The sequence below is a fragment of the Armatimonadota bacterium genome (assembly GCA_039679645.1).
In the GTDB taxonomy this organism is placed as follows: Bacteria; Armatimonadota; UBA5829; order UBA5829; family UBA5829; genus UBA5829.
Window position 1 is genome coordinate 1 of record JBDKUO010000067.1, and the last position, 23,425, is coordinate 23,425.

The 23,425-nt window shown below is 51.2% G+C and carries 34 protein-coding genes, 1 tRNA gene and 2 pseudogenes; all 37 read left to right on the plus strand.

Features of this window, described 5'->3' with window-relative positions; genetic code table 11:
• Positions 1–131 precede the first annotated feature (131 nt).
• The 37 genes and pseudogenes from rpsJ to ABFD83_14285 all read left to right on the plus strand — a co-directional run bounded on the left by rpsJ (position 132) and on the right by ABFD83_14285 (position 23,303).
• Complete coding sequence (gene rpsJ, locus ABFD83_14105; GenBank protein ID MEN6358204.1) at positions 132–440, plus strand: 30S ribosomal protein S10; 309 nt, start codon at positions 132–134, stop codon at positions 438–440.
• 11 nt (positions 441–451) lie between these two features.
• A complete protein-coding gene (rplC, locus tag ABFD83_14110; protein ID MEN6358205.1) occupies positions 452–1,081 on the plus strand; it encodes a 50S ribosomal protein L3 in 630 nt (209 codons plus the stop codon).
• Between the two features lie 3 nt (positions 1,082–1,084).
• A complete protein-coding gene (gene rplD, locus ABFD83_14115) occupies positions 1,085–1,708 on the plus strand; it encodes a 50S ribosomal protein L4 (GenBank protein MEN6358206.1) in 624 nt (207 codons plus the stop codon).
• On the plus strand, positions 1,709–2,002 hold the full coding sequence (gene rplW, locus ABFD83_14120) for a 50S ribosomal protein L23 (protein ID MEN6358207.1): 294 nt from the start codon (positions 1,709–1,711) through the stop codon (positions 2,000–2,002).
• A gap of 2 nt (positions 2,003–2,004) precedes the next feature.
• Positions 2,005–2,835 carry a 50S ribosomal protein L2 gene (gene rplB / locus ABFD83_14125; GenBank protein MEN6358208.1) on the plus strand — a complete coding sequence of 277 codons (831 nt, stop codon included), beginning with the start codon at positions 2,005–2,007 and terminating at the stop codon, positions 2,833–2,835.
• An 11-nt stretch (positions 2,836–2,846) separates the two neighbouring features.
• Positions 2,847–3,131 carry a 30S ribosomal protein S19 gene (gene rpsS, locus ABFD83_14130; protein ID MEN6358209.1) on the plus strand — a complete coding sequence of 95 codons (285 nt, stop codon included), beginning with the start codon at positions 2,847–2,849 and terminating at the stop codon, positions 3,129–3,131.
• A 120-nt stretch (positions 3,132–3,251) separates the two neighbouring features.
• Complete coding sequence (rplV, locus tag ABFD83_14135) at positions 3,252–3,890, plus strand: 50S ribosomal protein L22 (protein MEN6358210.1); 639 nt, start codon at positions 3,252–3,254, stop codon at positions 3,888–3,890.
• Positions 3,891–4,688 carry a 30S ribosomal protein S3 gene (gene rpsC, locus ABFD83_14140; GenBank protein MEN6358211.1) on the plus strand — a complete coding sequence of 266 codons (798 nt, stop codon included), beginning with the start codon at positions 3,891–3,893 and terminating at the stop codon, positions 4,686–4,688.
• A gap of 5 nt (positions 4,689–4,693) precedes the next feature.
• Positions 4,694–5,128, plus strand: a complete 435-nt coding sequence (gene rplP / locus ABFD83_14145; protein MEN6358212.1) for a 50S ribosomal protein L16 — start codon at positions 4,694–4,696, stop codon at positions 5,126–5,128.
• The gene (rpmC, locus tag ABFD83_14150; GenBank protein ID MEN6358213.1) at positions 5,115–5,327 is read left to right on the plus strand and encodes a 50S ribosomal protein L29; all 213 of its coding nucleotides are present in this window, start codon (positions 5,115–5,117) and stop codon (positions 5,325–5,327) included. Before rplP ends, rpmC begins: the two co-directional genes overlap by 14 nt.
• Complete coding sequence (gene rpsQ, locus ABFD83_14155; protein ID MEN6358214.1) at positions 5,327–5,581, plus strand: 30S ribosomal protein S17; 255 nt, start codon at positions 5,327–5,329, stop codon at positions 5,579–5,581. The genes rpmC and rpsQ overlap by 1 nt, the downstream gene beginning before the upstream one ends.
• Positions 5,582–5,668: 87 nt before the next feature.
• Positions 5,669–6,037: a 50S ribosomal protein L14 gene (gene rplN / locus ABFD83_14160; protein ID MEN6358215.1), complete on the plus strand. Its 369-nt coding sequence runs from the start codon at positions 5,669–5,671 to the stop codon at positions 6,035–6,037.
• A 52-nt stretch (positions 6,038–6,089) separates the two neighbouring features.
• On the plus strand, positions 6,090–6,455 hold the full coding sequence (rplX, locus tag ABFD83_14165) for a 50S ribosomal protein L24 (GenBank protein ID MEN6358216.1): 366 nt from the start codon (positions 6,090–6,092) through the stop codon (positions 6,453–6,455).
• Positions 6,456–6,465: 10 nt separating this feature from the next.
• On the plus strand, positions 6,466–7,008 hold the full coding sequence (rplE, locus tag ABFD83_14170) for a 50S ribosomal protein L5 (protein MEN6358217.1): 543 nt from the start codon (positions 6,466–6,468) through the stop codon (positions 7,006–7,008).
• 3 nt (positions 7,009–7,011) lie between these two features.
• Positions 7,012–9,084 carry an elongation factor G gene (fusA, locus tag ABFD83_14175; GenBank protein ID MEN6358218.1) on the plus strand — a complete coding sequence of 691 codons (2,073 nt, stop codon included), beginning with the start codon at positions 7,012–7,014 and terminating at the stop codon, positions 9,082–9,084.
• Between the two features lie 31 nt (positions 9,085–9,115).
• Entirely contained in the window at positions 9,116–9,301 is a 186-nt protein-coding gene (locus ABFD83_14180; GenBank protein ID MEN6358219.1) for a type Z 30S ribosomal protein S14, read from the plus strand.
• A gap of 227 nt (positions 9,302–9,528) precedes the next feature.
• Positions 9,529–9,927, plus strand: a complete 399-nt coding sequence (gene rpsH / locus ABFD83_14185) for a 30S ribosomal protein S8 (protein ID MEN6358220.1) — start codon at positions 9,529–9,531, stop codon at positions 9,925–9,927.
• 16 nt (positions 9,928–9,943) lie between these two features.
• On the plus strand, positions 9,944–10,504 hold the full coding sequence (gene rplF, locus ABFD83_14190; protein MEN6358221.1) for a 50S ribosomal protein L6: 561 nt from the start codon (positions 9,944–9,946) through the stop codon (positions 10,502–10,504).
• A 129-nt stretch (positions 10,505–10,633) separates the two neighbouring features.
• Positions 10,634–10,993, plus strand: a complete 360-nt coding sequence (gene rplR, locus ABFD83_14195; GenBank protein ID MEN6358222.1) for a 50S ribosomal protein L18 — start codon at positions 10,634–10,636, stop codon at positions 10,991–10,993.
• A 17-nt stretch (positions 10,994–11,010) separates the two neighbouring features.
• Positions 11,011–11,505, plus strand: a pseudogene (rpsE, locus tag ABFD83_14200) (30S ribosomal protein S5).
• A gap of 182 nt (positions 11,506–11,687) precedes the next feature.
• Positions 11,688–11,885 carry a 50S ribosomal protein L30 gene (gene rpmD / locus ABFD83_14205; GenBank protein ID MEN6358223.1) on the plus strand — a complete coding sequence of 66 codons (198 nt, stop codon included), beginning with the start codon at positions 11,688–11,690 and terminating at the stop codon, positions 11,883–11,885.
• Positions 11,882–12,325, plus strand: coding sequence for a 50S ribosomal protein L15 (gene rplO, locus ABFD83_14210; GenBank protein ID MEN6358224.1), 444 nt, complete (start codon positions 11,882–11,884; stop codon positions 12,323–12,325). Before rpmD ends, rplO begins: the two co-directional genes overlap by 4 nt.
• Entirely contained in the window at positions 12,326–13,621 is a 1,296-nt protein-coding gene (secY, locus tag ABFD83_14215; protein ID MEN6358225.1) for a preprotein translocase subunit SecY, read from the plus strand.
• 132 nt (positions 13,622–13,753) lie between these two features.
• The gene (locus ABFD83_14220) at positions 13,754–14,383 is read left to right on the plus strand and encodes an adenylate kinase (protein ID MEN6358226.1); all 630 of its coding nucleotides are present in this window, start codon (positions 13,754–13,756) and stop codon (positions 14,381–14,383) included.
• The gene (map, locus tag ABFD83_14225) at positions 14,383–15,165 is read left to right on the plus strand and encodes a type I methionyl aminopeptidase (protein MEN6358227.1); all 783 of its coding nucleotides are present in this window, start codon (positions 14,383–14,385) and stop codon (positions 15,163–15,165) included. Before ABFD83_14220 ends, map begins: the two co-directional genes overlap by 1 nt.
• The gene (gene infA / locus ABFD83_14230; GenBank protein ID MEN6358228.1) at positions 15,158–15,376 is read left to right on the plus strand and encodes a translation initiation factor IF-1; all 219 of its coding nucleotides are present in this window, start codon (positions 15,158–15,160) and stop codon (positions 15,374–15,376) included. Before map ends, infA begins: the two co-directional genes overlap by 8 nt.
• A gap of 96 nt (positions 15,377–15,472) precedes the next feature.
• Complete coding sequence (rpmJ, locus tag ABFD83_14235; protein ID MEN6358229.1) at positions 15,473–15,589, plus strand: 50S ribosomal protein L36; 117 nt, start codon at positions 15,473–15,475, stop codon at positions 15,587–15,589.
• 93 nt (positions 15,590–15,682) lie between these two features.
• The gene (gene rpsM, locus ABFD83_14240; protein ID MEN6358230.1) at positions 15,683–16,054 is read left to right on the plus strand and encodes a 30S ribosomal protein S13; all 372 of its coding nucleotides are present in this window, start codon (positions 15,683–15,685) and stop codon (positions 16,052–16,054) included.
• 10 nt (positions 16,055–16,064) lie between these two features.
• Positions 16,065–16,463, plus strand: coding sequence for a 30S ribosomal protein S11 (gene rpsK, locus ABFD83_14245; protein ID MEN6358231.1), 399 nt, complete (start codon positions 16,065–16,067; stop codon positions 16,461–16,463).
• Between the two features lie 70 nt (positions 16,464–16,533).
• Positions 16,534–17,166, plus strand: a complete 633-nt coding sequence (rpsD, locus tag ABFD83_14250; protein MEN6358232.1) for a 30S ribosomal protein S4 — start codon at positions 16,534–16,536, stop codon at positions 17,164–17,166.
• 19 nt (positions 17,167–17,185) lie between these two features.
• A pseudogene (locus tag ABFD83_14255) lies at positions 17,186–18,145 on the plus strand (DNA-directed RNA polymerase subunit alpha).
• 151 nt (positions 18,146–18,296) lie between these two features.
• On the plus strand, positions 18,297–18,725 hold the full coding sequence (gene rplQ, locus ABFD83_14260; GenBank protein MEN6358233.1) for a 50S ribosomal protein L17: 429 nt from the start codon (positions 18,297–18,299) through the stop codon (positions 18,723–18,725).
• The gene (gene truA / locus ABFD83_14265) at positions 18,725–19,459 is read left to right on the plus strand and encodes a tRNA pseudouridine(38-40) synthase TruA (protein MEN6358234.1); all 735 of its coding nucleotides are present in this window, start codon (positions 18,725–18,727) and stop codon (positions 19,457–19,459) included. The genes rplQ and truA overlap by 1 nt, the downstream gene beginning before the upstream one ends.
• Before the next feature lie 12 nt (positions 19,460–19,471).
• Positions 19,472–19,900 (plus strand): 50S ribosomal protein L13, encoded by a 429-nt coding sequence (gene rplM, locus ABFD83_14270; GenBank protein MEN6358235.1) that lies wholly within the window; start codon positions 19,472–19,474, stop codon positions 19,898–19,900.
• A gap of 106 nt (positions 19,901–20,006) precedes the next feature.
• The gene (gene rpsI, locus ABFD83_14275) at positions 20,007–20,402 is read left to right on the plus strand and encodes a 30S ribosomal protein S9 (GenBank protein ID MEN6358236.1); all 396 of its coding nucleotides are present in this window, start codon (positions 20,007–20,009) and stop codon (positions 20,400–20,402) included.
• A gap of 118 nt (positions 20,403–20,520) precedes the next feature.
• Positions 20,521–20,598 (plus strand) — tRNA-Pro (locus ABFD83_14280).
• A 287-nt stretch (positions 20,599–20,885) separates the two neighbouring features.
• Positions 20,886–23,303 (plus strand): hypothetical protein, encoded by a 2,418-nt coding sequence (locus tag ABFD83_14285; GenBank protein ID MEN6358237.1) that lies wholly within the window; start codon positions 20,886–20,888, stop codon positions 23,301–23,303.
• Positions 23,304–23,425: the final 122 nt, after the last annotated feature.

Below are 23,425 nucleotides of genomic sequence, written 5' to 3' on the forward strand. Positions count from 1 at the left end.
AGGTGATAGGTGATGGAGGTTAGGTGTTAGGGTTGGATATGTGGTGATTCGGAGGTTCAGCCTTTGAATTCTCAGTATTCCTTACCAACACCCAGCACCCAATACCCAACACCCAACTGGAGTTGGAATATATGCGCAAGGACAAGGTAAGAATCAGGCTAAAGGCGTTTGATCATAGAGTGCTGGATCAGAGCGCTGAGCGGATCGTTGAGACGGTGCGCCACACGGGCGCCAGGATTTCTGGTCCGGTGTTGCTTCCGACGGAGAAAGACATCTACTGCGTCAACCGCGGCACTACCATCGACAAAGAATCGATGGAACACTTTGAGATTAGGACGCACAAGCGTCTGATCGATATCTTGAATCCGGGGCCTAAGACGATTGACGCTCTCATGCGTCTCGATTTGCCCAGCGGCGTGGATATCGAGATCAAGCTTTAGGGGATCATAAAATGATCAATGGAATTTTAGGAAAGAAGCTGGGAATGACCCAGGTCTTCGATGAAAAAGGTCGCCTTGTTCCGGTGACCGTAATCGAGGCCGGACCATGTGTGGTTACGCAGATCAAGACCGAGGAAAAAGACGGTTATGAGAGCGTACAGGTTGCTTTCGGCGATGTAAAAGAAAAGAAGATAAACAAGCCGCTTAAAGGGCACCTCGCGAAGTCGGGTTCGGCTCCAAAGCGTCATCTGCATGAAATAGAAGTTGACGATCTGGGTGAGGTGACTCTTGGCCAGGAAATCAAAGCCGACGCATTTGATCGCGGCGATGTGGTCAAGGTATCGGGAATATCCAAGGGCAAGGGTTTCGCTGGTGCCGTTAAGAGATGGCATTTTCATGGCGGCGATATGACCCATGGCTCAATGATACATCGCAAGCCGCGGTCAGGCGGCGCAACAGATGCAGCTCGTACGTTCAGGGGTGTCAGACGCCCTGGCCGCATGGGTGGAAAACAGATCACACAGCGCGGGCTTTCGATTTTCAGAGTCGATGCCTTCCGCAATCTGATCCTTATTCAGGGGTCGGTGCCGGGCGCAAACGGCGGATTGGTCTTCATCCGCAGGCAGATGATAGGAGGATAGTCGATGGCCAAGATCAATCTGCATAATATGGCCGGTGAAAAGGTCGGTGACCTTGAACTGAAGGCCGAGGTGTTTGAAGTCGCGCCGAATGTCGCTTTAATGCACCAGGCTGTGGTCGGTGAGCAGGCGAATATGCGTCAGGGCACAGCCGACACGAAAAGCCGCAGCGAGGTAAGCGGCGGCGGGGCTAAACCTTATCGGCAGAAGGGTACGGGCCGCGCTCGACAGGGTTCTATTCGTGCTCCTCATTATTATCATGGTGGAGTCGTTTTTGGTCCCGGGCCGAGGTCATACAGAAAGGCTATGCCGAAAAAGATGAGACGCGGGGCTTTGCGCTCTGCGCTTTCGGCAAGGGTCGCTGATGATGCGCTGGTAGTGATTGATGAGATCAAGCTCGATGGCATCAGCACTAAGAAAATGGCGGCATTCCTTGATGATGTTGGTGCAACTCGCAGAGCGCTGGTTGTAATTGACGGACTTTCAAACGAAATTTTGCTTTCGTCACGCAACATTCCGGGCGTTGAGCTTAGAGTTGCGCCGTGCGTGAGTGTTCGCGATATATTGAACGCCGACAAGATTATTATGACTCGTGCGGCCGTGGCGAAATTAGAGGAGGTCTTTGCTTAGATGAAAGATCCTTATGCCGTCATAAAGCGTCCGTTGATTACAGAAAAGGGCATGGGCGCATCAGCGATGGGCAAGTATGTCTTTGAAGTAGATATCAACGCCAATAAGATAGAGATTGCCGATGCAGTGAAGAAGATCTTCCCAACCGTGGATGTTGTGAAAGTAAATACCCTTCATGTAAAGGGCAAGAGCAAGCGGATGGGCAGAATGACGCAGGGCAAGACCGCCGATTGGAAGAAAGCATATGTAACACTCAAGGCGGGACAGCACATAGAAATATTTGAGGGAGCCTAACTATGGCAGTCAAAGAATTTAAGCCTACCTCTCCCGCACGGCGTTATTACACGGTTTCCTCATTTGAGGAGATCACTAAGTCTACGCCTGAAAAGAGCTTGTTAAGGCCGCTGAAGAACACCGGCGGACGCAACAATCAGGGCACATTGACCATGCGCCATCAGGGCGGCGGTCACAAGAGGCAGTATAGAATCATCGATTTCAAGCGGGACAAGATTGGTATCCCGGGCAAAGTTGCCGGTATTGAGTATGACCCGAATCGGTCTGCTCGGATCGCGCTCATCAACTATGCGGACGGCGAGAAGAGATATATTCTCTGGCCGCTTGGCATGAATGTTGGTGACAGCGTTATCGCGGATGAGACCGCGGATATCCGTCCTGGAAATTGCATTCCGCTTGCCAACATACCGCTTGGAACGATTGTTCATAATATCGAGCTTAAGGTCGGCAAGGGTGGTCAGATTGTGCGCAGTGCGGGAGCAGGCGCTCAGCTTATGGCAAAGGAAGGCAAATACGCCAACCTCAGATTGCCGTCGGGTGAGATGCGCAATGTTCCGATTATGTGCAAAGCGACAATCGGTCAGCTCGGCAATGTCGAACATGAGAACATTTCCGTCGGTAAGGCCGGCAGGTCGCGGTGGAAGGGCATCAGGCCTACGGTCCGCGGCGTTGTTATGAACCCGAGAGACCATGCGCATGGCGGCGGCGAGGGCAAATCGCCTGTCGGGCGCAAGACGCCTGTCTCGAAGTGGGGCAAGCCTGCTCATGGAACAAAGACTCGTGGCAAGAAGCTTTCAGATGCAATGATCGTTAGAAGAAGAAACGCAAAGTAGGGGGATAACTAGTGGGACGCTCACTGAAAAAGGGACCGTATGCGGACCCGAAACTCCTTAAAAAAATAGAAGACATGAACGCCAGGGGCGAGAAGAGGATCATCCAGAGTTGGTCACGCCGTTCGACGATCTTCCCGCTGATGATCGGGCACACGATTGCGGTGCACGATGGCAGGAAGCACATTCCGGTGTTCGTCACCGAGAATATGGTCGGACACAAGCTGGGCGAGTTCGCTCCGACAAGACTTTATCGAGGGCACGGCCATCACACCGAGCGCTCGACATCCCTAAAGTAAGTTTTAATGTAGACATGAAGCATAGAACTTCATGAATGTAATTGAAGCGGTTGAGGTGAGGAGTTTTGGGCTCTTAGCTCTCCACTCTCCATTCTTAGCTGTTTTTGGGAGGCCAATGGTATGCAGGCAATAGCGAAGGCGCGTTTTGTGCGCACCTCGCCGCGGAAGGCACGCCTTGTTATAGACGAGATTCGAGGCAAGGATGTTAGGCAGGCCCTGGGGATATTGCAGTTTACGCCGAATTTTGCGGCGCGACTGATCGAGAAAGTCCTCAAGTCGGCTGTGGCCAATGCGGAGAACAATCACCATATGGATGGTGAAAACCTGAAGGTTTCACTGGCCATGGTAGACGGTGGACCGATGATGAAGCGTGTCCGCTATGCCCCGCAGGGGCGCGGCTACCGAATGGTCAAGAGACTTTCTCATATAACCATAGGTGTCGAGGAGACAGAGGCGAAGCTGAAAAAGAAGCGCAAGGAAGTTGCGCGGACGGCAAAGCCGGGGGCAAAGGCTCCTAAGGCTGCTGCTCCTAAGACAGCCACAAAGCGTGCTCCGAAGAAGACGGAAGAGCCGGCAAGTGAAGTCGAGGAAGAGAAGAAAGTAGTCGCGACTGAGCAAGTTGAGCAGGTCAAGACTAAGGCTCCCAAGACAAAGGCCGCTCCAAAGGCCAAGGCAAGCGCCAAGGCCGCGGCTCCGGAGGCCATCAAGTCGGAAACGGCACAATCCGAAGGCGAGAATGACGCCAAAGGAGGCGAGTAATTGGGACAGAAAGTTCATCCTATAGGTTTTAGAATCGGAGTCATCCGAGAGCCTGACAGCAAATGGTATGCTTCGGACAAGGAGTTTGCCGGATTACTGATCCAGGATGCGAAAATTCGCAAGTTCGTTAAGAAGAACCTTTATCAGGCCGGTATTTCCAAAATTGAGATCGAGCGCATGGCAAACAAGGTCAAGGTTACTGTGCACACCGCAAAGCCCGGAATTATTATTGGCCGTGGCGGTAAGGGTGTGGACGACCTTCGCTCGGAGATCGAAAAGATCGCGGGCGGCAAGATGGTCCATGTCAATGTGCAGGAAGTCAGAAATCCTGAGATTGAAGCGCAGCTTGTTGCCGAGTCAATTGCTCAGCAGATCGAGAAGCGTATCTCATATAAGCGCGCCAACAAGCAGGCCGTGCTTCGTTCGATGAGAATGGGAGCCAAGGGCATCCGAATCCGGGTTGCCGGACGGCTAGGCGGTTCGGAAATGGCGCGTGTTGATGGTGACAAGTCCGGCAAGGTTCCGCTTCATACCTTGAGAGCCGATATCGATTATGGCTTCACCGAGGCGAAGACCACATATGGACACATCGGCGTTAAGGTGTGGATATATCGCGGTGACATATTGCCCGGTGCAAGACGCGCGGAACCGACTGAAGAAGAGATTATGGCCGCAAGAAGACCGCGACGCCCGAGAGGCGAGCGATCTGATCGTGGTGATCGTGGCGGACGCGGTGGCTACGGCGGTGGTCGTGGCGGTGGACGCGGTGGTCGTGGCGGCGGCGAGAGGAGAAGTTAAGCCAAATGCTAATGCCAAAAAGACCCAGATACCGCAAGGTACAGCGCGGTTCACGTGCCGGCAAGGCAAACAAAGGTAACAAAGTCGATTTCGGCGAGTACGGTCTGCAGGGCCTCGAAGCGGCCTGGTTGACTGCCAATCAGATCGAAGCGGCTAGAGTTGCAATCACAAGGCATATCAAGAGAGGCGGACAGGTGTGGATTCGAATCTTCCCTGACAAGCCTATCACCCGGAAACCCGCCGAGACCCGTATGGGAAGCGGCAAGGGCAGCCCTGAAGGTTGGGTGGCTGTCGTGAAGCCCGGGAGAATGCTCTTCGAGATGGCCGGTGTTGATGAGAGCCTGGCAAAAGAGGCTATGAGACTTGCTTCTCACAAGCTGCCGATTGCGACCAGGTTTGTGACGAAGAAAGAGCAGAGTGATATCAGTGAGACAGTCTGAGCTTCGCAGCAAAGTTAAACAGTCGAGTGATACGGAACTGGAGACGATGCTCGCGCAGGAGCGTGAGAACCTGTATAAGATGAGGCAGCAGATCGCCTTGAAGCAGTTGGACAATCCTCACGCGATTGGTATCGCCAGGAAGAACGTGGCACGAATACTCAGCGAGCTTAAGAACCGCGAGATTAAGGCAGGCAAGTGATGGACAGAGGCAGACGAAAAGTCCGAAGTGGACGTGTAATAAGCGACAAGATGGACAAGACGGTTGTTGTTGCCATCGAGACTCTGGTCAGGCATCCGCTCTACGGCAGGATCGTGCGACGGACAGCAAAGTTCAAGGCTCACGATGAAGCAAATGAGTGCGGCATTGGCGATACGGTCGAGATTATGGAGACAAGGCCGCTTTCCAAAGACAAGTGCTGGCGGGTTGCCCGCGTTGTCGAAAAAGCGAAATAGTTTCGGGTTGGCGGTATCAGGTAAAGGTGATGGTCATATTCTATCACCCAACACCTAACACCCATCACCCGATGGAGAGGATAGACAATGATACAGCCCTATACGCGATTGAGAGCGGCTGACAATTCCGGTGCGCGAGAAATTTTGTGCATAAGAGTGCTAAAGGGATCAAACGCGCATTATGCCGGTGTTGGCGACGTCATTATCGGCGCTGTAAAACAGGCGACCCCTGGAGCGACAGTAAAGAAGAGCGAAGTCGTCAGATGCGTAGTCGTGCGCACAAAGAACGACGTTCAGCGTCCGGACGGCTCGATACTTCGCTTTGATGATAATGCAGCCGTGGTCATAAATAATGCCAACGAGCCTCGTGGAACCCGTATTTTCGGTCCCGTTGCTCGCGAGCTGAGGGACAAAGGGTTTATGCGAATCATATCGCTGGCCCCAGAAGTCATCTGATTTAGTAGTTAGTATTTAATAATTAATATTTATCCCATGTTGGGAGAGTCGTATGAAGAAGAAAAAACCGGTATACGAAGCAAAAATGAGGCTCAAGAAAGGCGATGAAGTTATCGTTCTTTCGGGCAAGGATAAGGGCAAGCGCGGCAAGGTTCAGCAGACCGTCCCCGAGCAGGGCAAGGTTATTGTTGAGGGCGTTAACATGGTAACGCGTCACCAGAAACCGCGTGGGCAATCCTCTCGCGCAATGGTCAAACAGCAGATGGGCGAGATGCAGATGCCGCTTAGCGTGCCAGTAAGCAAAGTTATGCTGATATGCCCGAACTGCAACAAAGAGACCAGATCGGCCAGCACCAAGACATCCGAGGGTGCACCGGCTCGCAAGTGCCGGAAATGCGGCACCGTGATCGAGAGTTAGGGAGTAACTTATGCCGAGAATGAAGGACAAATATAAGAGCGAGGTTTTGCCTGGCCTGATGAAAACGTTCAGCTACAAAAACGTGATGCAGGCTCCAAGGCTGACCAAAGTAGTCGTGAACATGGGCGTAGGGCAGGCGACACAGGACGCAAAGCTCCTCGACGGTGCGATCAATGACATGACGCTGATAACAGGTCAAAAGCCTGCTGTCACCCGTGCCACAAAGTCGATCTCTAACTTCAAGGTTAGAGAGGGAAACCGCGTAGGATGCAAAGTCACACTTCGCGGAGCCATGATGTTTGAGTTTTTGGACAGACTCTTCAACGTAGTGCTTCCAAGAGTCCGTGACTTTGGCGGAGTGCCCGCAGATTCGTTTGATGGTCGTGGCAACTTCGCTATGGGGCTCAAGGAGCAGCTCGTTTTTCCTGAGATTGATTATGACAAGATAGACCGCACACGGGGTATGAATATCGTTATTGCCACTACGGCGAAGACCGATGAGGAGGGCAGAGCCTTGCTGAAGGCGTTGGGTCTGCCATTCAGAGAGGCATAGTCCATGAAAAAGTATTCTATCGAAGCAATAAGAAATGTTGCATTGGTAGGGCACGGCGGCACAGGTAAGAGTTCGTTAGCTGAAGCGATGCTCTACGCTTCTGGGGGGATCAGCAGGCTGGGGCGAGTGGATGACGGTTCATCTGCCAGCGATTTTGACCCGGATGAAATAAGTAGAAAGATGAGCATCAATGCGGCAGTCTTGCCATGTGAGTGGAAGAATGCGAAGATCAATTTTGTGGATACGCCCGGCTATCCTGATTTTGTTGGAGATGCTATCGGCAGTATGAGAGCGGTCGAGGCTGCTCTGATCCTGGTTGATGGCAGCGGCTCCATTGAAGTCGGGACTGAGACCGGTTGGGACCTCGCCACTGAGGCGGGAATCACGAAGATGTTCTTCGTGAACAAGCTTGAAAAAGAAAACACCGACTTTTATAGGGCGCTTGAGGCTCTGCGGTCGAAGTTCGGAACCAGTGTAGCTCCGCTGCAGCTTCCGATCGGCACCGAGGACAATTTCATTGGCGTGGTTGATCTGCTGACCCACAAGGCGTACAAGTGGGAAAACGGCAAGGTTGCTCCGACGGATATTCCGGAGGATATGCAATCGCAGATTTCCGAGATGCACGATGCGCTTATCGAGTCTGTTGCTGAGATGGACGATGCCCTTATGGAGAAGTTCTTCGATGAGGGGACGCTGTGCGATGAGGATATCGCCAAGGGCCTGGAAATAGGTCTGAAGACAGGCAAGGTGGTTCCTGTGTTGTGCGGCTCGGCGATGAAGATGATTGGCATAGACACGCTGCTTGATTTCATTGTAAAGAGCGTGCCGTCACCAGCTTCTATTCCTCCGGTAGAGGGCAAGAACCTTTCAGGCGGTGAGGAGAAGCGCGCTCCCGGCGATCCGTTCTGTGCGCTGGTCTTTAAGACCATGGCGGACCCTTATGTTGGTAAGCTGACATATTTCAGAGTTTTCTCGGGTTCGTTGAAGTCGGACTCACATATATTTGATGCGACCAGGGATCGTGAGGAACGGGTAGGGCAGGTTTACTTCTTGGTGGGCAAAAACCAGGAAGCGACTACTGATGTCGGACCCGGTGACATAGGCGCCGTTGCCAAGCTTCAGGATGCGACGACCGGTGACACTCTCTGTGAGAAGAGTAAGCCTATAATTCTCGATCCGATTGCATTTCCTGATCCGGTTTATTCGCTGGCAGTAAGAGCGAAGACCAAGGCCGATGAAGACAAACTCGGACCGGCTTTGCAGAAACTCAGTGAAGAGGATCCGTCGTTTAAGACGCATCGCGAAGCTGAGACCAGCCAGACTATTATGGCCGGCCAGGGTGATACGCACCTTGATATAGTAGTTGGAAAGCTAAAGCGCAAGTTCGGAGTTGAAGTTGAGACCGAGACACCGAAGATTGCGTATCGCGAGACGATAACGAATAAAGCTGAAGCCCAGGGCAGGCACAAGAAACAGACCGGTGGTCGCGGACAGTTCGGCGATTGCTGGGTCAGACTTGAAGCGCAGCCCAGGGGCGCAGGTTATGAGTTCGTGGATGCGATTGTCGGCGGCTCTATTCCGCGACAGTGGATACCGTCGGTTGACAAAGGCATTCGTGAAGCAATGTCCACCGGCATTCAGGCCGGGGCAACAGTTGTTGACATCAAGGCGACGGTCTATGATGGCAGTTTCCATACTGTTGACTCATCTGATATGGCGTTTCAGCTTGCAGGGAGGCTCGCATTCAGAGCGGCTGCTGAAAAGGCGAATCCTGTAATCCTGGAGCCGGTTTTGGAAGTAGAGGTGATCGTGCCTGAGGAGTTTATGGGCGATGTGATCGGAGACCTGAACTCCAAGCGCGGCAGGGTTGCCGGTATGGAACCCATTGGCGGCGGGCGCCAGAAGATCAAAGCTCAGGTGCCGCAGTCCGAGATGTTGAGATATTCGATTGATTTGCGATCAATCGCGCGAGGCAGAGGAAGATTCTCTGCGAAGTTTTCACACTATGAAGAGGCTCCGCACAGCGTTGCACAGCAGATCATTGCGGAAGCCGAAAAAGCTAAGAAAGAAGAGTAAACCTCTAACATCTAGACTAGGAGTTGATTCCGTGGCAAAACAGTGCCTGATTCAAAAGCAACAGCGCAAGCCGAAGTTTAGTGTACGAAAGTACAATCGATGTGGGCTTTGTGGTAGATCAAGAGGATTCATCCGCAGGTTTGGTATCTGCAGGATTTGTTTCCGTGAGATGGCGCATCAGGGATTGATCCCCGGTGTCACCAAATCGAGCTGGTAATGAGCTGGGTGCGTGACTGCGCCCACAACATACCCTTGAGGGTAACAGCTCAGTGTTTTTTGAGCAAATTCGAATGATCGTTTATCGTTCGATCGTGTATGAGTCTCTTGACGATTCGCGATCCACGATGCGCGATCAGACGATATCTGACTAGAATTTGTTTGACAGCGACTCGCACAAAATGATAAACTCTTAAAATGTGCGGGCCGATAGACGGAGGATCAAGCATGACCGTGACAGATCCTGTAGCAGACCTGCTGACGAGGATTCGGAACGCGAATTCAGCGAAGCATGACTTCGTGGAGGTACCTGCGGCAAAACTGAGTATGGAAATACTTCGTATCTTGCGGGACGAAGGGTTCATCAAAAATTACGAATCTTTGAAGGACCGAAAGTTTCCGACTGCAAAGATCGCGCTGAAGTATGGCCCCAGGCAGGAAAAGATCATTAGTAATCTGAAGAGGGTTTCAAAGCCCGGACTCAGAGTATACGCCAAGCGTGACAAAGTGCCGAGAGTGCTTCGCGGGCTGGGTGTGGCTGTTATCAGCACATCCAGGGGCGTTATGACTGACCGTGATGCCAGGAAACTTGGCATTGGTGGCGAAGTTCTGTGCTACATTTGGTAGAGTAGGAGAGGTTGTTATGAGCAGAATAGGACAATTGCCTATACCGCTGCCGAGTGGAGTGCAGATTAGCCAGGACGATGGCGTAATTACGGTAAAGGGTCCCAAGGGAACCTTGAACCGTTCTTTACCCGGCGCTATATCGATAAAAGTGGAAGATAACAAGATTGTTTGCGAGAGACCGACCAACAGCAAGGAGCATCGCTCTTTGCATGGCCTTACAAGAACGCTGGTCAACAACATGGTGGTCGGCGTAACTGCAGGCTATGAAAAGAAGCTGCAGGTGCAGGGAGTCGGCTATCGCGCGGAGCTTCAGGGCAAGAACCTGAATCTTCAGGTGGGCCTGTCTCACCCGGTCCTTGTCGAACCTATGAACGGTGTGGAGTTCGAGGTCGGCATGGACACCAACACAAGGATGCCGTTCATAATTGCGCGATGCATCGATAAAGAAGTGTTGGGCCAGCAGGTGGCGAACATTCGCAAGATCAGACCGCCGGAGCCATATAAGGGCAAGGGCATCCGCTATTACGGCGAGGTTATAAGACGCAAAGCCGGCAAAAGCGGCAAAGCAACCAAATAATTTAGTAATTGATATTTGGTATTTAGTATTTCATTTAATATATGTGTTGAGTGTTGGGTTGGAGAGACAAGGCGTATGCCATGACCCCAACCCCCAACCCCTGACATTCAATGCTGTATTGGGGGCACTATGAATAAGAAGGAACAACTTCGGCAAAAGCGCCATAGGAGAGTAAGAAAGACCGTAGCCGGTACAGATTCCAAGCCAAGACTGAATGTCTACAGGAGCATTTGCAATATCTATGCTCAGGTGATAGACGATCAGTCCGGCAAGACGCTGGTTTCGGCTTCCACAATAGATGGCGAGTTGAAGTCGCAAGTCAAGAGCGGCGGAAATGCTGAAGCCGCAAAGTTGGTTGGTCAGCTCGTTGCAAAACGGGCTGTCGAAAAAGGTATTGATACGGTCGTTTTCGACCGTGGCGGATACAAGTATCATGGCCGTGTCGCCGCGCTGGCAGATGGTGCGCGCGAGGCTGGGCTGAAGTTCTAAGAGCCTAGGGAGGAAGCATGCCTAAGATCAATGCGGATACGCTCGATTTGGAAGAGCAAGTAATCCGGACGAATAAGGTACAAAAGACCCACAAGGGCGGTCGCACACTCAGCTGGAGCGTTCTGGTTGCCGTTGGCGACAGAAATGGCCACGTGGGTATTGGCCTGGGTAAGGCTGCAGGTATTCCTGACGCTATCCGTAAGGGTATCGAGGAAGCCAAGAAGAATGTCATCGAGGTGCCGATGGTGGGGACGACAATCCCTCACGACATCGAGATGGACTTCGGCGCAGCTAAAGTAAGAATGAAACCCGCTTCTTCGGGAACCGGAGTTGTGGCTGGTGGTGCGGTCAGGCCGATATTGGAGCTTGCGGGTATAAGAGACGTTTTGGCTAAGTCACTTGGTTCGCCCAATGCGGTCAATACCGCCAGAGCGACGATCAAGTGCCTGGAGAATATAAGAGTGGCCGAAAGAGTCGCGGAGCTTCGCGGCAAGTCGCTCGAAGATATGGTTCCATGGCTTGTCCGAAAGCGGCGTGAAGAGGCTGTTGCAGCCGGCGGCGACTTTGGCGGACCTGACGTAAGTGGCGAAGCTGGAGAGAGCACCGAAGCGGCAGTGGAGGCCGAATAATAAGGTGTTAATGGTGTTTTGGGATTTGATCCTGAAACTCATGTGACTGATACACGAGGCATATAATGCTTAAGATTACTCTTAAAAACTCTGTAATTGGATACAACAAGCGACAGCGCGCTACCGTAAAGGCTCTCGGGCTGGGCAAGGTAGGCTCAACTGTCGTGCAGTCGGATAACGACTGTGTGAAGGGCATGATCGGCAAGGTCGGTCACCTTCTTGAAGTGGAACAACTCAGTGATCCTGTGGAGGTAAAGGAATGAGACTCGAGGATTTGCGTCCTGCTCCGGGATCAACGCATAAGTCAAAGCGGATAGGCCGCGGCACAGGTTCCGGCCAGGGCAAGACTGCCGGCAAGGGCCACAAAGGCCAGAAAGCACGAAGCGGCCAGAAGCCGGGACCGGGCTTTGAAGGCGGACAGACTCCTCTGCATCGCAGACTGCCGCAGAGGCGTGGGTTCAAAAACATGAACCACAAGATTTATGCGGTTGTAAACCTGGATGATCTTGAAAGATTCGACGCCCAGACCGAGGTTACACCGGAACTGCTTATCTCGAGCGGCTTGGTAAGTGGTGCTATGGACGGTATCAAAGTCCTCGGTAATGGCGAGATAACCAAATCTCTAACGGTGCGTGCTCACAAGTTCAGCAAGAGCGCCGAAGAGAAGCTCAAGGCTGCCGGCGGCACGGCGGAGGTATTATAGATGCTTGCATCGTTGATGGCAGCGTTTAGAGTTCCGGACTTGAAGAAGAGGATAACGTTCCTTTTCATGATGTTTGCTGTCTATGTGATCGGGCTGCATATTTCCGTTCCCGGTGTAAACACTGAGATATTGTCCGAGAGGCTCAGTGGTGGTCTATTTGATATTCTCAATGCATTTACCGGCGGCGCGTTCAAGAAGTATACGATCTTCGCAATGGGCATTATGCCTTACATCAATGCGTCGATTATTATGCAGCTTTTGACAATTGCAATTCCGCAGTTGGAAGAGCTGCAAAAAGAAGGCGCCGCGGGTCAGAAGAAGATCAGGCTTTGGACTCGATGGCTGACAGGTGTTCTCGCAGTGTTTCAAGCGTTTGGAACAACAACCTGGCTTCGTTCGATGGGTGCTATACAGTCGTCGGGCGGAATGTTCGATCTTACCATCTGGTGGATAGCGCTTACGCTTGCGGCGGGAACCGCATTCCTTATGTGGATGGGCGAGCAGATTACTGATAAAGGCATTGGTAATGGCGTATCAATAGTAATTTTTGCCGGTATTGTTGCATATCTGCCGAGCCAGGTGTTTACAACGTTGGAAGTCGCCATCACGAATAAGTCCTGGGGCTCACTGATTGTGCTTGCTTTACTCTTTGTCGGCACTGTGGCGTTTATGATTGCGTTCACACAGGCGCAGCGCAAGATACCGATCCAGCATGTCAAGCGTGTTGTGGGCAACAAGATGTATGGCGGTCAATCAAGCTTCCTTCCATTGAAGGTAAACTCGGCCGGGGTTATCCCTATTATATTTGCCGTGTCTATCCAGTATTTCCCGCTGACGGTGGTAAATATCTTTACGCATGGCGATCCTCAGACCAGGTTTGGTGAGATTGCTCAGAGCTTTGCTCACAGCATCGCTCCGGGCGCTACCTGGTGGGGTTCGTTGTTCTATGCTCTTATGATTATTGGCTTTACTTACTTCTACACTGCCGTTACGTTCAATGTAAAGGATGTTTCGGATAATCTCAAGAAGTGGGGAAGTTTTATTCCAGGCATAAGACCCGGAAAGCCGACGCAGGATTATCTCGATAAGATCATGACAAGGATTACTCTTTCCGGCGCGATCTTCCTTGCAATAGTCGCATTGTTGCAGTATTATGTTCCGTCTATCACAGGTATCCAGACTTTCAGTCTGGTTGGCGGCACGTCACTGCTGATCGTTGTCGGTGTCGCGCTTGAGACTATGCAAGCCATTGAGAGTCATCTGCTTATGAGACACTACGAAGGCTTCATAAAATAGAGTTGTAGTAAAGCAGCATTGGGCAATCGGCTGTGATTTTTGGCAGCCGGTTGCCGGTTGCTGTGTAAATAGTGTATAATTGTAAGGTTGACGGTTTTTATTGCTGAATAGAGGATAGTTTTGAGGATAGTTTTGTTTGGACCTCCCGGGTCCGGTAAGGGCACGCAGGCGAGTATACTGAAAGAAAAATACGGCGCGGCTCACATCTCAACTGGAGACATACTGCGCGAGGCAGTTGCCAATAAGACCGAGGTCGGCTTGAAAGCCAAGGGCTATATGGACAAAGGCGAGCTTGTGCCGGATGAAGTAGTGATTGCAATCGCAAAAGACAAGCTTGCATCTGTCGGCGAGAAGGGTTTTCTTCTTGACGGCTTTCCGCGCACTATAGCGCAGGCCGAGGCCCTGGACAATGCGCTTGTTGAAATAGGCAAGCCGCTTGATGCTGTGGTCAATCTGCAGGTTGACGACGAGGAACTTGTGAAGCGGCTTTCGGGCAGAAGAGTATGCCCGGGCTGCGGCGAGCCTTATCACGTTGACAGCAAGGCCCCAAAGGTTGAGGGTAAGTGCGATAAGTGCGGCGGCGATCTTATCCACAGAGCCGATGATCAGGCAGAAGCGATAAGAAACAGATTAAAAGTTTATAATAGCCAGACGGCGCCCGTGCTGGGGTATTACAGCGAAAAGGCAATACTGAAGAACATAGACGCTGTTGGTGATATTTCTGCCATTCAAACACGAATTGCAGAGGCACTAGGTGCGTAATGATTACTAAAAAGACACCAGCTCAGATTGAAAAAATGCGCGCTGCCGGAGCTGTGGTGGCACGGTGTCTGAAAGAAATTTCTGAAAGTATTGTTCCCGGCAAGACCACAACTATGGATATCGACAGAATGTCCGAAGAGCTGATTAAGAAGTATCACGCAAAAAGCTCTTTCAAGAATTACAGGGGATATCCGAATACGGTCTGTGTCGCGGTAAATGAAGAAGTTGTTCATGGAATTCCGAGTGACAGGGCGCTATTGCCGGGCGATATTGTGGGTATAGACCTTGGAGCGATAGTTGACGGTTGGCATGGTGATTCCGCGATAACAGTTGCGGTAGGCGGTAAGGGTTCCGAAGAGGCGATGCGTCTGCTGAGGATTACTCGAGAGGCGCTGTATACTGGGATCGAGGCTGCCAGGGTTGGAAACAGGTTGTCTGATATCGGCCATGCGATTCAATCATACGTTGAGAAGAATGGCTATTCGGTTGTGCGTGATCTGGTCGGTCATGGGATCGGACGGAGTATGCATGAGGACCCGCATGTTCCAAATTACGGCAGGCCGGGTAAGGGCGTAAGACTTGAAGAGGGAATGACTCTGGCTATAGAGCCTATGGTAAATGTCGGCACATATGAAGTCGAGACTCTTGGTGACAGCTGGACGGTTGTGACTGCGGATAATTCTTTGTCTGCCCATTTTGAGCATACAGTGGCGATAAGGCGTGACGGACCCGACATCCTGACCGTGATACCGGCTGAGGAGGCGTTAACCACAAATGGCTAAAGAAAAAGCCATCGAAGTCGAGGGGAAGGTGAGTGAATCACTTCCCAACGCAATGTTTCGTGTAGAACTCCCGAATGGGCATACGGTGCTTGCGCATGTTTCGGGTAAGATCAGAATGCACTTTATCAAGATCTTACCGGGTGATCGTGTGCTGTTGGAGCTTAGCCCGTATGACCTGTCGCGGGGGAGAATTATATATCGATACAAGTAGCGGCATGACGGCCGGCGGCTGGTCTTCACTCTCACATCGACACTTCGAGTGGAGGCTTCGGTAAGATTGCTTTCTACATTCTGAGAGGTCAATTAGATGAAAGTAAGAGCTTCTGTGAAGCCCATGTGTGACAAGTGCAAAGTGATCAAGCGGAAGGGTGTTATCCGCGTGATCTGCAAGCAGTATCCTAAGCATAAACAGCGACAAGGATAGACGTTTCGGTTGACCGGTTGACAGGTTGGCGGTTTGGAACTGAAAACCGACAACTTTGAACCGACAACCATTTTGATTGGAGGGTAATTTAGCTTGGCGAGAATTGCAGGTGTAGACCTTCCCAGGGAAAAAAAAGTAGAATACGCGCTGACCTACATATATGGTATCGGTCTGCCCAGCGCTCAAAAGATAGTTGAGAAGGCGGGAGTCGATCCGAGTACAAGGATGCGTGACCTGACGGAAGGTGAAATCTCAGAACTGAGGCGTGTCATCGAAGGCGAATACACCGTGGAAGGCGATCTGCGGCGTGAGTTTTCGATGAGCATAAGGCGTCTTATGGAAATCGGCTCCTACAGGGGTCTTAGGCATCGCCGCGGACTGCCTGTGCGCGGTCAGCGAACGAAGACCAATGCGCGAATGCGCAAGGGTCCCAGAAGAACTGTCGGCGTGCGCCGCAAGAAGTAGGAGGCTCTAATTGGTTAGAAAAGCAGCAACGACTGTGCGTACAAAAGCCAAGGAAAAGAAAAATATCGTCCAGGGCATAGCGCACATCAAGAGCACGTTTAATAATACTATCGTTTCTATAACCGACGCGACAGGCGCCGTAGTTGCATGGTCGAGCGCAGGTCAGGTCGGTTTCAAGGGGACAAAGAAGAGCACGCCGTTTGCGGCGCAGCTTGCAGCCGAGGCGGCTGCGCGCAAGGCCATGGAGCATGGAATGAAGCGCGTGGATGTGTTTGTCAAGGGTCCGGGTTCCGGTCGGGAGACCGCGATAAGGTCGCTTCAGACGGTGGGGTTAGAGGTCAGTATGATAAAGGACTGCACCCCGATTCCTCACAATGGCTGCCGTCCGCCTAAGAGACGAAGAGTATAAACAAAGCATAACGCATATATTTAGTATCAATAACAATACTAAATATTCGATATTAAATGGAGACTAAGGTATGGCATCGGAAGGAAACGCCGTCTGCAGGTTATGCAGGCGCGAAGGCGTAAAGCTCTATCTCAAGGGCGATAAATGCTATTCCCGCAAGTGCCCTGTTGAGAAGAGGGCATACCCGCCCGGTCAGCATGGCCAGGGTGGAATGCGGCGCAAATTGTCTGATTACGGCGTCCAGCTTCGCGAGAAGCAGAAGATGCGCCGTGTATATGGCATAAGAGAAGGCCAGTTCAGAATATATGTCAAAGAGGCAACGCGGCGAACAGGCGTAACGGGTGAAAACCTGCTTCAGCTTTTGGAGATGCGTCTGGACAACGTGGTCTATCGATTGGGACTTGCGACATCAAGGGCGCAGGCTCGCCAGTTCGTCAATCATGGCCACATTCAGGTCAATGGGAAGCGCGTGGACATCCCATCATATCAGGTCCGTCCAAATGATACTGTTGAAGTAGTCGAGGGCGCGAGGAAGATTCCTCCGCTTGTCGGTGCAATCGAGGCTTCGGGCGGACGGGCACTGCCCACCTGGCTCCAGTTCGATGCGAATCAATTCAGGGGCAACATTGTGTCGGCGCCCACGCGGGATGAGATCGACACAGATGTGCAAGAATCGCTAATAGTCGAGTTCTATTCGAGATAATAACGGAGGCGACCAAAACATGGAGATGGTAGCGCCGCGCATCGAAATATTGGAAGACGGGGCAACCTATGGAAAGTTCGTTGTTGAGCCGCTGGATCAGGGGTTTGGTTATACTATCGGCAATGCTCTGAGAAGAGTGCTGCTGGCAACAATACCGGGAGCTGCGGTCACATCAGTGAAAATTGATGGTGTGCTGCATGAGTTTTCGACAATACCCGGGGTAAAGGAAGATACGACGGAGTTGATCCTGAACCTGCGGGAGCTGTTTGTGAAAATGGACCTGGATGGCGAGCAGGATTCTGATGAGCCGCGCGTGATCAAACTTGATGTGCATGGACCAGGTGAGGTTACAGGCGCTGATCTGATCACACCGCCCGAGGTGGAGATAGTAAACCCCGAGGTGCATATCGCGACCTTAAACGATGAGACGGCCACACTGCGAGCCGAACTGACCGTTGAACGCGGCAGGGGATACGTTCTGCCGGAAAAGCAGGAAAATATAAAAAAGAGCATTGGCGTGATTCCGATTGGCGCAGTCTTCGCGCCGGTGCGCAAGGTCGGCTATACGGTCGATCCTACAAGAGTCGGTCACAAGACGGACTATGATCGTCTTGTAATCGAGGTTACGACGAATGGAACTGTTATGCCGAGTGACGCGATAAGTGACGCGGCAAAGATTCTTGACAGACAGTTAAGGCTATTCTTTGACTTCGCCCGAAAGCCCAAGGGCGCGGGATTGGAGTATGGGGAAGCCGGAATGGGCAACCTCCCCGGACCGCCGGATGCCAGGATTGAAGAACTTGACTTCTCGGTCAGGACATATAACTGTTTGAAGAAGGCTAACGTTCTTACGATACACGAGCTTGTTCAGCTTACCGAAGCCGACCTTATGAACATAAGAAACTTTGGTAAGAAGTCTCTTAATGAGGTGCGTGACAAGCTTGAATCTATGAGTCTTTCTCTCAAGGCCGGTGGAGATAGAACTGAACTAAAGATTCTTCCGTCCACCGATGAAGACGAAGAGGAAGAGGATTATGAAGACGAGGAGTTGGTCGAGTCTGAGGAGGAGACCACAGGCTCCGAAGAAGAAATTGAAGAAGCCGAAGAGTAGAGGATAAGGCAGGTAAAAAATGCGACATCGTGTTGCCGGCAGAAAATTAGGTCTGCCAACCGACCAGAGGATGGCTCTTCTGCACGGTCTGGTAAGATCATTGATAATGTATGAAAAGATAGAGACCACCGAACCCCGCGCAAAAGAAGCTCGGGTGATTGCCGAAAAGCTGATAACACTGGCTAAGCAGAATACTGTTCATGCCAGGAGGGAGGCTCGCAAGGTCCTACCGACAGCAAACATGCCCAAGGGTATGCTCAGCGCTCATGGCAAGGCTCAGAAAGAGATGCGCGCAGAGATGGTCGCAAATGATGCCGTAAAGCATCTTTTCGACGTAATTGCCCCGAAGTTCGCGGACAAGCAGAGCGGTTATACCCGGATGACAAAGATCGGGCTACGCCGTGGTGATGCAGCTTCGGTAGTGAAGCTGGAGCTTGCGGTAGACTAGTGCGGAACGTCAAGGTCGTCGTGGAATACGACGGCACTGACTATTTCGGCTTTCAGTATCAGCCGGGCGTGCCGACGATTCAGGGAGAGCTCGAAAGAGTTCTCTCCACTATCGTGAAGCGAAAAGTGACTGTTTACGGTTCGGGGCGCACTGATGCAGGAGTGCATGCGGCGGGTCAGGTAATTAATTTCCGAATAGGCGATGGCATTCCGACTGAGCGGATATGTGCGGCGATGAACTCGCTGCTTCCAAAAGACATAGCCGTTCTTTCGGCAGCCGAAGTGGAAGATGATTTCCACGCACGATATTCGGCAGTCTCCAGGCTGTATAGATATGATATACTTTGCCGGAGTGTACGAAGCGCGCTTGAGGGACGTTTCAGTTGGCATGTAGACAGGGCTCTGGATGTAGATTCGATGAGGGTAGGGGCTAAGTGCCTCGTGGGTGTCCACGATTTCTCATCGTTCTGGTGCGCGAAGGGGGCTGACGATTGCCCGATTCGCGATATGATCTCGGTAGAGGTTAGTGAGCGCGGCGAACATGTGATTATCGAGATGCGTGCAAATGCGTTTTTGCGCTCGATGGTCAGAGTGATAGTCGGAACGCTGGTTGATGTGAGCCTTGGCAAGCTAGCCGGCTCGGACGTGTGTGATATTCTAGAGGCAAGGGACCGCAGGGCGGCGGGCAAGACAGCTCCGCCACAAGGTCTTTGCCTTGTGGAAGTTGAATACTAAAGAGGATACTCGATGGGTACTTATTTTGCTAAACGCGAAGATACGACACGAAAGTGGTTTGTGATTGATGGCGCGGGCATGCCGCTCGGAAGAGTGGCTGTCGAGGCTGCAAAGATTCTCAGGGGAAAGCACAAACCGACATTTACTCCACATATGGATTGTGGTGACCATGTAATAGTCATCAATGCCGCGAAGCTTGTTCTTACAGGAACCAACAAGGGTGATGAGCTTATTTACAGGCATTCCGGGTTTCCGGGCGGGATCAAGAGTGTATCACGTGCCAAGATGATGGAGCAGACTCCCGAGAAAGCAGTTATGCGCGCAGTGAAGGGCATGCTCCCGCACAACAAACTGGGTGATGCGATCTTGAAAAAGCTCAGAGTCTATTCAGGGGCGGATCACACTCAGGAAGCTCAGAAGCCTGAGGAATTTAAATTCTAGTTTGAAAGTCAAAATGTGCGAAAGTCAAAAAGTTGGAGTGTTAGGATATTGCCTACTTTTTGACCTTTAGACTTTCCAACTTTTTGACTCTATACGGAGGAACGATTTGGAACAGACCGCAAGATATTACGGTACGGGTCATAGAAAGAACGCCACAGCGCGTGTGTGGCTCGTTCCGGGTGATGGAAACGTCACAATTAACGGTCGGACGATGGCCGAATACGTCGGACGCAAGGCTCTCGAACTGCTTATTATGCAGCCGTTCGAAGCAGTCGATTCGATGGGCAAGTTCGATGTTATAGCCAAGTGCACAGGTGGAGGCATATCCGGCCAGGCTGGAGCTGTGCGCCATGGCATCAGCAAGGCTCTGCTGGAAGCAGGCGATGATATGCGCACTCCGCTTCGCCGCCAGGGCTTCTTGACAAGAGACCCGAGAGTTAAAGAGCGAAAGAAATACGGACGCAAGAGAGCAAGAAGAGGGTTCCAGTTCAGCAAGCGCTGAGGAATGCTTGTGCTCAATTTATACAACTTGGTCCGACGGAATTACCGCCGGACCAAGTTATGGTGTACGCAGAGAATCTCTTGTTGTATATAAAGTGATAATGGTATAATAAACTCGCCGGGGCGTAGCGCAGCTTGGTTAGCGCGCTAGTTTTGGGAACTAGAGGTCGCGAGTTCGAATCTCGCCGCCCCGACCAACAACTAAAGTAAAACTGTTCTCTATGCGAAAATGACCTCGTCGGATTCCGGCGAGGTTTTCGCCTATTTACGCGCACGAAGCAGGGATTTTGATGGTGTTATCCGAACTAATTCCTGTGGTCGAGGTTTGGCCCCAATCGGCATATTTTCCTGTGTTTTCTCTCTATCTGGCGGATTTTCTCTGAATCCTGTAGTCGAAGAGGGGGTTCGACTCCAAGATGCCTAGTGCAGGTCTTGCCGAGCAAAGCCGAGCCGCCTTATTACGAACATACATAGATAAGGAGATATGAGCAAGGGCATTGCGACAATGTTAACTAGTGGACAGCTAAACACGCTTCAACAGCCTGGATTGCCAGAGTTTCCAAGTGAGGCTCTGTTGCAGCAAGCGATTGCCCGTCTATTGGGCATGATGCCGGGTATTGAAGGGGTTCAGATATTACAAGGGACACTGGAACTGGGCAAGGATATCATTTTCCGATCTGTTGGTCCCTTAAGTGAGACTCTGACCTGCGCTTGTATTGTCAAGAACAAACCCTTTAGCGGAAAACTGGGCACTACCGGAAACCTCCGCGTATTGATTGACCAAATCGATCAGTCTTTTGATACGCCATTCATTGATGAAAACGCCGAGGATCGGCGGATTCAGCGAGTTTATGTGATGAATCCTCATCAGTTAACTCCATCAACTATGGCTGCCATAAGTGGTAAGCTGCAACAGCATCCGGGACAGATCGAGTTTTTTACTGGCTCAAGACTATACGACCTGTTTCAAACATACTGGCCAGACTTTCTTGCTGCTGAATCATCCATTCTTGCACAGTTCAGGAAGGATATCGAAGAAGCCAGCGGCTCTGTGAATTCGCTGATGTCGGTCGCGTTTGATCACCACCTCGGCGAAGCCGGAGAAGCAACAAAGCATATTTACGTTGCGCCTTGCTTCAGAAGACTTATGAATTTTTACTCGCTTCCCAAGAAGGCAGAAAGGGTGTTATCGAAGGGCAAGATCGAGAGTCCTTGGACAAAGTCTGACTGGGTATACCTTCAGAAAGACGCAAAACAGTTGCTGGAGTTGGTGAACCATTTATCTGCTTGGCCGTTCCCTGGACTTATTGCCAAACCTGATATAAGGATAGTTACGGCAACTCACCGTAAGCTGCTTGCCTCTGTTGAAAAGGCCCTTATAGATGCATTCTGCAAGCGGTCTGGTGTAGCGAAAGCGAGGATAAGACAATTTCCGAAGGACGCCGAGCTGGAATTATCGGCAGTGGACAAGGCTACGCTGGTTGGTTTGTCTAGTAAGGCTGAGCGAGAGATCATTGCTTGTTTTGATGAAGTTCGGTCTGCGCTAGATCAGATGAAAACTACCGCGAACGCTATGCCTCAAAACTCAGATGATCTTCTCTCGGATACGACGTTTATTCGATTCTGTGCTATAGATGATTGTTTTCAGGCGTTACAGTCGCCAATGATGGAGGTCGTCTCGAAAAAGCTATTTCGCTTCAGCAAAGGTGTGCATCAACGCTGTCAATCATCATTAATAATAGTCGGAGGTCCAGGAACCGGGAAGACCTCCTTTTGTACACGTAATGCTCTAGACGATGCCGAACATTTCTCGAATGATACTTCCTCCAGTATGCCCGTATATGTACCTCTTCAGAAATTACCTTTTTCCAGCGCTGCAACGTTTCAGGATATGTTTTTATCAGCAGCAGGCCAATCCGCACTTCTCCCACAAGGAAATCAGGAATGTGGTAAACGCCGCCTGCGTATGTATCTGGATGGACTTGACGAGATAGGTGATAAATCTCAACGGACCCATATTCTAGAAGTCACCCGAGAAGGTGCGGGGCGCTCGGAAACATATCAAGTTATATTGACTGCTCGAGACTACCTTTACGATCCTCAATTGGCATGGCTTCCACGCATAGCATTGTGTGGTCTAGATGACAATGAAGTTGAGACTCTCGCATCCCAGTGGCTTGATCATGATAATGAAACTACGAAAGGTTTCATGACGCAGCTAAATGGTGTCCCTTGTATTCGGCGTCTTGTTCGGATACCCTTACTGGCAACAGTTACTATCCTTGTATACAAGAGAACGAAACGTCTGCCTGAGAACCGCGCTCGTTTATACACCGTTTTTGTCAACCTATTGTGTGGTGGGTGGGATCTGGCCAAAGGAATCGTACGACCTTCGCGCTTCAATATAAACGCCAAAACACTTGTGCTTTCTTCCCTCGCCTTCCAGATGCATCAGGATAGACAACGCGAGTTTGACCAGGATCAGTTTGTTCGCGTAAGTAACCGAATCCTGTCACGCCGATCATCTGAGGAGTTGGATGATCTCTTGACAGAAGTACTCCGAGACGGCCTAATTGCACGCACAGCCGGTCGCTACCATTTCACACATCTTACGTTCCAAGAATTCCTGACAGCCAAGCAAATGCTCGGAGACATGCGAGGGTCTAGGATGGATCGGTTGCTAAATACATACTGCAAAGGTGATGACTGGTGGCGGGAGGTCCTATTTTTCTCAATTGGCCTAAGTGAAAATCCTGAGAGTGTCGCTTGGTTGTTGGCTAAGCGGCACATCAACACACAAAGTGGGCGTGGCAAACTCATTAAGCAAGTGTTTTCAGAGACTTTCCCTGACTTCGACTTGGAGCAGATCCAAGATGTATTCTCGCGCAACAGTATGCTATGAGCGATAACGTGACATTGTTCACTTGCTTACCTGGCGAATTCATATTTCTCAATCTGCTCATCCCAAAGCATGGGAATCTTACTGGTAAGTTGGTTCAGCGAAAACACGTCCGGCTCGTTGCA